General features: G+C 68.6%; 15 protein-coding genes. All 15 read left to right on the top strand.

Going from position 1 to position 8,042, the window contains the following annotated elements; translation table 11 throughout:
• Positions 1–30 precede the first annotated feature (30 nt).
• The 15 genes from FCN18_RS38640 to FCN18_RS38695 all read left to right on the top strand — a co-directional run bounded on the left by FCN18_RS38640 (position 31) and on the right by FCN18_RS38695 (position 8,033).
• The gene (locus FCN18_RS38640) at positions 31–399 is read left to right on the top strand and encodes a hypothetical protein (RefSeq protein WP_323808408.1); all 369 of its coding nucleotides are present in this window, start codon (positions 31–33) and stop codon (positions 397–399) included.
• Positions 400–1,009: 610 nt separating this feature from the next.
• Positions 1,010–1,135, top strand: coding sequence for a hypothetical protein (locus tag FCN18_RS40645; RefSeq protein ID WP_267285387.1), 126 nt, complete (start codon positions 1,010–1,012; stop codon positions 1,133–1,135).
• Positions 1,132–1,299 (top strand): hypothetical protein, encoded by a 168-nt coding sequence (locus FCN18_RS39415; protein ID WP_158303284.1) that lies wholly within the window; start codon positions 1,132–1,134, stop codon positions 1,297–1,299. The genes FCN18_RS40645 and FCN18_RS39415 overlap by 4 nt, the downstream gene beginning before the upstream one ends.
• A gap of 6 nt (positions 1,300–1,305) precedes the next feature.
• Positions 1,306–1,476 (top strand): hypothetical protein, encoded by a 171-nt coding sequence (locus tag FCN18_RS39420; RefSeq protein ID WP_158303285.1) that lies wholly within the window; start codon positions 1,306–1,308, stop codon positions 1,474–1,476.
• A 4-nt stretch (positions 1,477–1,480) separates the two neighbouring features.
• A complete protein-coding gene (locus FCN18_RS38645) occupies positions 1,481–1,744 on the top strand; it encodes a hypothetical protein (protein WP_113642686.1) in 264 nt (87 codons plus the stop codon).
• Between the two features lies 1 nt (position 1,745).
• Positions 1,746–1,928, top strand: coding sequence for a hypothetical protein (locus FCN18_RS38650; RefSeq protein WP_137097561.1), 183 nt, complete (start codon positions 1,746–1,748; stop codon positions 1,926–1,928).
• Positions 1,929–2,030: 102 nt separating this feature from the next.
• On the top strand, positions 2,031–3,398 hold the full coding sequence (locus FCN18_RS38655; protein ID WP_137097562.1) for an FtsK/SpoIIIE domain-containing protein: 1,368 nt from the start codon (positions 2,031–2,033) through the stop codon (positions 3,396–3,398).
• Positions 3,398–3,622: a hypothetical protein gene (locus FCN18_RS38660; protein ID WP_113642689.1), complete on the top strand. Its 225-nt coding sequence runs from the start codon at positions 3,398–3,400 to the stop codon at positions 3,620–3,622. The genes FCN18_RS38655 and FCN18_RS38660 overlap by 1 nt, the downstream gene beginning before the upstream one ends.
• Before the next feature lie 16 nt (positions 3,623–3,638).
• On the top strand, positions 3,639–3,866 hold the full coding sequence (locus FCN18_RS38665; RefSeq protein ID WP_113642690.1) for a hypothetical protein: 228 nt from the start codon (positions 3,639–3,641) through the stop codon (positions 3,864–3,866).
• Positions 3,866–4,282: a hypothetical protein gene (locus tag FCN18_RS38670; protein ID WP_137097563.1), complete on the top strand. Its 417-nt coding sequence runs from the start codon at positions 3,866–3,868 to the stop codon at positions 4,280–4,282. Before FCN18_RS38665 ends, FCN18_RS38670 begins: the two co-directional genes overlap by 1 nt.
• Positions 4,283–4,285: 3 nt before the next feature.
• Entirely contained in the window at positions 4,286–4,534 is a 249-nt protein-coding gene (locus FCN18_RS38675) for a hypothetical protein (protein WP_137097564.1), read from the top strand.
• 7 nt (positions 4,535–4,541) lie between these two features.
• Positions 4,542–5,234 (top strand): DUF2637 domain-containing protein, encoded by a 693-nt coding sequence (locus FCN18_RS38680; protein WP_137097565.1) that lies wholly within the window; start codon positions 4,542–4,544, stop codon positions 5,232–5,234.
• 87 nt (positions 5,235–5,321) lie between these two features.
• Positions 5,322–6,692 carry a replication initiator gene (locus tag FCN18_RS38685; RefSeq protein ID WP_137097566.1) on the top strand — a complete coding sequence of 457 codons (1,371 nt, stop codon included), beginning with the start codon at positions 5,322–5,324 and terminating at the stop codon, positions 6,690–6,692.
• The gene (locus tag FCN18_RS38690) at positions 6,664–6,840 is read left to right on the top strand and encodes a helix-turn-helix transcriptional regulator (protein WP_137097567.1); all 177 of its coding nucleotides are present in this window, start codon (positions 6,664–6,666) and stop codon (positions 6,838–6,840) included. The genes FCN18_RS38685 and FCN18_RS38690 overlap by 29 nt, the downstream gene beginning before the upstream one ends.
• The gene (locus tag FCN18_RS38695) at positions 6,840–8,033 is read left to right on the top strand and encodes a tyrosine-type recombinase/integrase (RefSeq protein ID WP_137097568.1); all 1,194 of its coding nucleotides are present in this window, start codon (positions 6,840–6,842) and stop codon (positions 8,031–8,033) included. Before FCN18_RS38690 ends, FCN18_RS38695 begins: the two co-directional genes overlap by 1 nt.
• Positions 8,034–8,042 lie beyond the last annotated feature (9 nt).

Here is an 8,042-nt window from a genome sequence, read left to right on the forward strand (position 1 = left end):
ACATAGGAGGACAACATGAGGAACATCCCGGTGAACCTGAGCGGCTACAAGCTGATGGTGTCGGAGGCGCCCGCGATGAAGATGCGCCGCGATGGCGACGACGGGGACTGGGTTCCTGCGACGAACTTCGAGGGTGTGCAGCAGTTCGTGGTGTCGCTGTTCGCGAAGCGTCGTCCGCGCCCGGATGGCGGCCCGGTGGGTAAGGGCGAGGAGATCAAGGTGACGCTCACGGCTGACCCGGGGGACGGGTTCGACGAGGGCACGTATGTGGAGCTGATCGACGCAACGGCCTCGCCGTGGGCGATGAAGGACAACCAGGGGAACGTGACCTCGGGGATGTCGTTCCGGGCGGCTGGCCTGAAGCCTGCCGGGCAGGGCGGTCTGTCGTCCGCCGCGTAGTCCGGCTGCGGTGACCGGTGGGTGACCGGTCGCGGGTTCCCCGCCCCCGCAGACCAACACCCTGGAGCGCTGCCTTTTCGCGATTCCCCCGTCGTAGGTGGGCCGCCCGTTCGAGTCGGGCCAGCGCGCTTTCGTGTTCTTTGACAATTCCAGAGTGGGCCGATCTATGTCTAAATTCGCGCCTTTTTGTGGTGGCGCGCCTTGATTCCCGGCGCATTGCTCCGGGGGTCTTGGGGTTCTACCACGAACATTTCGAGTGAAGGGAGTAGGCGAATGGTGGGCGAGATGGTCGCGTGGGGCGGGTTGTCGTCGTACGACCCGACCGGGCCGAAGCGGGGTGCGTGATGGACGAGCGTGTGGTGCACCTTCTGGACTTCCGCTCGTGGTGGGACGGCAGGGCCGTTATGTTGTGCGGCGCGGTGTTCGAGGCCGGGAACCACGAGGGTGTGTGGATCACCTGGGGCGAGCGAATGTGCCAGCCCTGCGAACGCGCGGAGCGGGGTGCGTGATGGCTGGTCATGTGTGTTCGGCGAATTTCTGGCTGTCCCCGACCGGAATAGCGACGTGCAATGTGTGCGGCGCGCAATGGCAAATGTAGGAGAAAAACGTGATGACGTACGTGTTCTTACTGGTATTGGTGGGCTGTTTGGCGGTGGCGATGCCCTGGGCCGGGCTGCTCGCGGTCGCGCTCGGGTTCGCCGGAATCACGTGGACGAACCGGAGGGCGGCGGCATGAGCAGGCGACCGGTGCAGGTGGCCCGGCTGGTCCGCCGGTGGGCCTCGCTGCTGGAACGCGACCGGCAGACCGCGCTGGCGGAACCGACGAGTGATCTGGCGTGGCAGGCGGGGTTCTGCGAGGGCCTGCGCCACGCCCAGCACGTGATCCGGAACGGAGGCTGACCGGAAATGCGGGAGATTCAGGCGATCATCACCGCCGCGAACACCGAGTATCGGCGGTTCATCGCCACCAACCCGGACACCGAAACCCGGGTCGCGGTGAGCAACGCGGTCAAGTTCCTGACCGCCGACCTTCGCTCGGCCGCCGCGCTGGTGGCCTCGACCCAGGACAGGAGCTAGCGGGATGCAGATACCGGCACTGAACCGGCGGGCGCAGCAGAACTACGCCTCCTTCGTGGCGGCGATGGATCTGGTGGCCCAGCAGTTCGACGAGATCGACAAGCTGATCGACGCCTTGGATGAGGACGCGATGCCGGGCGGGTTCACCGTGGCCACCCCGGACGAGCTGCGCGGGTTCCGGGCGAAGGCGTTCGACGAGCTGGACCGGATGCGGGCGGTGGCCCGCAAGTACGAGGGGGAGTTGATCTCCCGGGATTGGAGGCTCTGACATGGCTCACCAGGTGGACCGCGTGCTCGACGACCTCGGTGCGGCGATGACCCAGCTCAAACGGGCCATGCACGGCATCCCCGTGCGCAAGGAGGGCTTCAAAGCCCACCACGACCGGGCCGCCCGCGCCGTCGGCCGATTGACGGCCGAGCTGCAGGACGCCAGCGCCGCCATCCAAGACTGAACCACAACCACACCACGACACACGCACACGCGAGACCGGCCCCGCACCCTCTGACCTGGGTGGTGGGGCCGGTCTCGTTCTTACGGAAGGACATCTGACGTCATGAACACCCCACAGTCGAAACGCGCGATGGGCCGCGAGATCAAGGCGGCCGTGTGGACCGCCCGCCACCCCGGCGCCATCCTCACCCCCGGTGCGGCGGTGACGGCCGGGCTCGAGTTGGGCTGGACCACCACCGGCGGGATCGTCGGCGGGACGGCGGCGGCGTTGTGTGGCTGGTACCGGGCGCACCCGGACACCTTCGACGCCTACGCCGCCCCTCGGATGCGGGCCTGGCGGCGCCGCTGGTCGGTCTATCTCGGCCCCCGCTGGCACGCCGCGCTGCGGGCCTGCGACCTGTACACGATCCACCGCAAGACCGGGGAGGAACGCTTTCCCCGCATCATCCGGGTGCGCTCCTACTCCCCGACGGTGGACACGCTGTGGTTGAAGATTCCGGCCGGGCAGCATGCCCGCCAGTTCGAGGCCCGCCTCCCGGAGCTGACCGAGGCGCTGCGGGTGGAGCGGATCGCGGTGGAGCGGGTCAAGCCCGGCGTCATCGGCCTGGTGATCGAACGCTCCGAGCCGTTCACCGAGACCATCGACGCCCCCGACATGCCCCACGAGACCGACGCCGTCGACCTCAAGAGCGTCTACGTCGGGGAGACCGAATACGGCCACGACTGGCGGCTGCCGGTGCTCGGGCAGCACACCTTCATCGCCGGAGCGACCGGCGCGGGGAAGAACTCGATCGTCCTGTCGCAGCTCCGCGCGATCGCCCCGCTGATCCGGGACGGGCTGGTGCGGTTGTGGCTGTGCGACCCCAAGCAGATGGAGTTCGCCAAGCTCGCCTCGATCGCCTACCGCTACGCGGCCGACGAGGGCGCCTGCTCCGAGCTGGTCGATGAGTTCGTCGACGACCTCCGCAGCGTGCAGCGGACCTTCGCGGACAACGGCAAGCGCAAGATCACTGTGTCCCGGGAGACCCCGTTGAACCTGCTGATCGTGGACGAGATCGGGGCGCTGTTGGCCTACGGCGACGGCTCCATTGCACGGAACCTGCGTAAGCAGCTCGCCATCGTCGGCTCGCAGGGCCGGGCCACCGGCCACACCATGACCGCGCTGGTGCAGGAGCCGACCAAGGACACCGTGCCGGTGCGGGAGCTGTTCACCACCCGCATCTGTCTGCGGGTCACCTCGGCCGCGCACGTGGACATGGTGCTCGGGGAGAACGCCCGCCTGCGTGGGGCGATCGCGGACGAGATCCCCAACCACGAGGGCACCGCCGGGATCGGCTACGTCATCCGCGAACGCACCCGCGTCCCCCTGCGGGTGCGGGCCGCCTACGTCAACGACACCGAGATCGACCAACTCGTCACCTTCGTCCACACCGGACGGCAGGGCAGCGGCCATTTGACGGTGGTGGCCTGATGAGCCACCGCGAAGACGCCTACGCCGAAGTGGTGCGGCTACTGGAGGCCGCCTGCGACGAGGCTGCCGTGGACTGGTGCTTCCTGGTGCGCCAGGACGTTGAACGTCGCCTCGACTGGACCGGCGACATCGGCCCGGTCGACGACCCCGAGTACGGGGCCGTCCTCGACGCCTTCGGCGTGATCTCCGAGGCCCTGGACACCGTGCGCCGCGTCGGCGCCTAACCGGAATGGAGACCTGATGTTGACCCTGGCTTTCCTGTGGACCTGGACCAAAACGACCGTGGTCGCGCTGCTGGCGGTGGTGATCGAACGCGCCACCCTCACCAGCATGTGGGCGTTCGTCCCGGTCGCCACCATCACGGTCCTGATCTACGTGGTGATCTCGGTGGGCCTGTTCCGCGAATGGCGCTCGCAGGCCACCGGGCATCACCACCAGATCACCAGCATCCGGCGGGAGCGTGTGTGATGCCCCGCCGCGACCGTGACCAGCTCGACCTGTTCGGCGAGGCCTCGGCGGCACCCGCCCCCCGGCCCGCTCGGCAGTGCCCGCCCACACGCGGCCGGAGCACCCGCAAACCCCCCGCCAACCCACTGGTGGCCAAGGACGTGCTGGCCGAGGTGCAGCTCGGCCGGTTCGGGCTGCTCGACGACACCGACCGCGTGATGGTCTTCGACGACGAGGGCCACGTCCGGGCCGCGCTCGACGAGGACATCGTGCACCACCTGCTCAGCGGCGGCTACGTCGAACGCTGCCCACCCCGCGACACCCTCACCCGGCTACACGGCGTGGTCCGCAAACCCGTCCTGCCGCTGCGGCTGACCAAGACCGGGCGGGCGATGCTGCAGCGCTGGGCCAACCTGCACCCGCTCGGCGGGAGCTGAGCCGTGGACGAGGACCTCGACGAGCTGTACGACCGGCTCGATCAGCTCGTCGCCGACCTGTCGGAGCTGGCGCACCGGCGGGCACCCTGCCCGGACCATCTGCCGGAGTCCTACTGGAGCGACTACACCGCCCGCATCCGCTCGGCCGCCCACGGCGCCTACGAGCTGGTCTGGCAAGCCCGCTGCGGGCTCGCCGAGTTCGAAACCGAACACGACATCTTCATGCAACAGCACGGCATCGACTGGAGGTGACCTTCCCATGTCCACCACGGACAGTCCCACCCGCACCGGCCGCCTGGTGGACATCATCCGCATCACCGTCGCGGTGATCCTCGGCGGCATCGGCGCCGCCGCCGGATTCACCCACACCCACGAATGGGCCACCCACCACGGCCAAACCGGCTGGCTCGCCTGGGCCACCGCCATCGTCATCGAAGGCATGGTCGTCGTGGCCGGGTTCGAGGTCCAACGCGACCACCGCACCGGCCACACCGCCCGCCTGTCATTCCCGATGGTGGTGCTGGTCGCCGGGTTCGGCGTCCAGATGACCGCCCAAGTCGCCCTCGCCGAACCCAGCCCCGCCGGATGGCTCGTCGCCGCCATGCCCGCCCTCGGCTTCCTCGTCGTGGTCAAACTCCTCATGCGCCGCACCCCCACCCCGGGCACGACGGAACAGCCGGCCGAACCCCAGACCGTGACACCGGAACCACCCGCACCCGCTGCGACCGTGCCGTCCGTGCAGGTCACGCCACCCGCGCCGGGGAAGTCCCCGCGGCTACGGCTCCCGGCGCCGATGGCCGCCCGCCTCGACGCGCTCGCCGCCGATGCCGCCGAAGAGGGGCGGGAGCTGACCACCGACGACATCCGCCGCGCGGTCAAGGTCCCCGAAGAGATGGCCGCCCGCCTGCTCGCCGACCTCGCCCCCCGCAACGGACACCCCATCACCACCTAGCACGACATCCCGCCAGCAGCGGGGCACGGCCAACACCACGGCCGTGCCCCGCCTTTTTGGTGCACCACACAGAAAGGGCACTTGTTCATGCGCACGCTGGAACAACGCCTCACCCACCGCCTCCGCTCAGCGGACTACGCCGACTGGCGCGCCAAAGTCCACGCCGTCAACGGCTGCGCCCGCCCCATCCGTCTCGCCGGAGCCCACCAGCTCCAGGACGCCCACACGGGCGCGGTGCTGCATCACCACGGCGGGGACATCTTCGTCCCCTGCGGCAACCGCCGCTCCGCTGTCTGTCCCGCCTGCTCCGATCGCTACGCCGCCGACGCCTTCCACCTCATCCGCGCCGGACTCATCGGCGGCACCAAAGGCGTCCCGCAGACGGTCACCGACCGGCCCCGCACGTTCGTCACCCTCACCGCCCCCTCCTTCGGCCCCGTCCACCATGCAAGGACCAGCGCGCGCGGGAAGCGCATTCCCTGCGGCTGTGGGGAGTTCCACCACGAAGACGATCCCCGCGTCGGCACCCCGCTCGACCCCGGCGGCTACGACTACACCGGGGCGGTGCTCTGGCAAGCCCACGCCGGGATCCTCTGGCAGCGCTTCACCATGCGGCTACGCCGGGAGATCGCCAAACGCGCCGGAATCAGGGTGCGCGAGTTCCCGGATCACGCCCGGCTGTCCTACGGCAAGGTCGCCGAATACCAGCGACGCGGCCTGGTGCACTTCCACGCCGTGATCCGCCTCGACGGCCCCGATGGCGCCACCTCACCGGCCCCGTCGTGGGCGCATCCCGACCTCCTCGACGACGCCATTCTGGCGGCCGCTGGGGCCGTGGCGCTGAGCGTGGCCCGCCCGGACGGCACCCGAGACACGCTGATGTGGGGTGCCCAAGTCGACGTGCGCGCGATCCAGCCCAGCGGGGCCGACGACTTCGAGGACGAGGCCGGGCAGATCAGCGAGGCCCGGTTGGCGGCCTACATCGCCAAGTACGCCACCAAAGGCACCGGCAAAACCGAGGCCGCTGACCGGCCGATCCGCTCGCAACGCGACATCGACCACCTCAAAGTCAGCGAGCATCACCGGCGGATCATCCAGACCGCCTGGGACCTCGGCGAGCTCCCCGCCTACGAGGAGCTGAACCTGCGGCGCTGGGCGCACATGCTCGCCTTCCGGGGCCACTTCCTCACCAAGTCCCGCGCCTACTCCACCACGTTCAAGACCATCCGGGGCGACCGCCGGGCCTACCGGCTGGCCGAAACCCTCCAGCGCCTCGGCCTGGCTGGCCGCGCCGAGACCGTGGCCGTGGTCAACGACTGGACCTTCCACGGCGCGGGCTACCGCGACGACGCCGAACGCGAACTCGCCGCCGCCATCGCCCAACGCATCCGAGACGACCGCAAATCCAAGTACGCAAAGGAATACCGCAATGAGCAGCAAACTCCTGACCATCGATGACCTCGCCGACTACCTCGGCATCCCCAAAAACACCCTCTACCAATGGCGCACCAAGGGCTACGGCCCCACCGGCCGCCGCATCGGCAAACACGTCCGCTACCGCCCCGAAGACGTCGACACCTGGATCGAACAGCAGGGGGCGGTCTGATGGGTAGGCCACCGTTGGAGGTCGGGACCTACGGCAAGATCCGATTCTCCGAGACGAAGACCGGTTACCGCGCGCGTGCCAGTTTTCGCGGCTACGACGGTCGCGTACGCGACATCGAGCGCACTGGCGAGAGCAAACCGAAGGCGGAACGTGCGCTGAAGCGAGCGATCCAGGAGGAGCTGAAGACTCCCGGTGGGAGTGAGATCACTGCGAAGAGTCGCTTTCAGGTGGTCGCTGAACGCTGGCTCGCGTGGCAGGAACGCCGGGTTGCCGCCGGAGAACGCGCCGTCGGCACTCTGGACAACTACCGCAGCATGCTGAGGAACCACGTGCTTCCGGCCTTCGCCGAACTGCGAATGTCGGAGGTGACCGTGCCGCGACTCGACCGCTTCTTCGTAGAGCTGAAATCGCGGGCAAGCCCTGCGCATGCGATCACAGCTCGTGCGGTGGTGAGCGGGATCATGCGATACGCCGCACGACACGGGGCCATCACCGGGAATCCCGTTCGTGATATCGAGCCCATCGAGGGCAGTGGACGCAAGAAATCGCGTGCGCTGACCTTGGCTGAGTGTGGTGAATGGCTCGCTCAGCTCGAGCAAGATCCGGCAGCCTGCCGTCACGACCTGCCGGATCTAACCCGGTTCATGATGGCCACGGGCGTCCGTATCGGTGAGGCTCTGGCGCTGTACTGGGAAGATGTCGACCTGGACCGAGGTGTCGTCGCGATCGAATGGACAGTGGTTCGGGTTCGCGGTGTCGGCCTACGCCGAACACCACCCAAGACGGCGGCCAGTGAACGGACGTTGCTCGTTCCCGCATGGGCTCTGGAGATCCTCCGGAAGCGTCACGCGGCGGCTGTGGCAGAACACCGCCCGTCCGCGAGCCCGGTGTTTCCCGACTCGCTGGGTGGCCTCCGGGACCCGTCGAACACGCGGCGGGCACTCCGGGAGGCTCGCGGGGGTGCGCAGTTCGGCTGGGTCACGTCGCATGTCTTCCGCAAGACTGCGGCGACCATGCTGGACCAAGCGAGCCTCACCGCACGAGAGATCGCCGACCAGCTCGGTCATGCCAAGCCGTCGATGACGCAGGACGTCTACATGGGGCGCGGGGTCGCGTCACCTCGGGCAGCGTCGGCGTTGGAGTCGCTCGGAATTGCGGGCGGTTCGAATTCCGGGGATAAACCGGGGAAATGATCTCGGATG

The sequence above is a fragment of the Prauserella endophytica genome (genome assembly GCF_005146945.1).
Taxonomy (GTDB): Bacteria; Actinomycetota; Actinomycetes; order Mycobacteriales; family Pseudonocardiaceae; genus Prauserella_A; species Prauserella_A endophytica.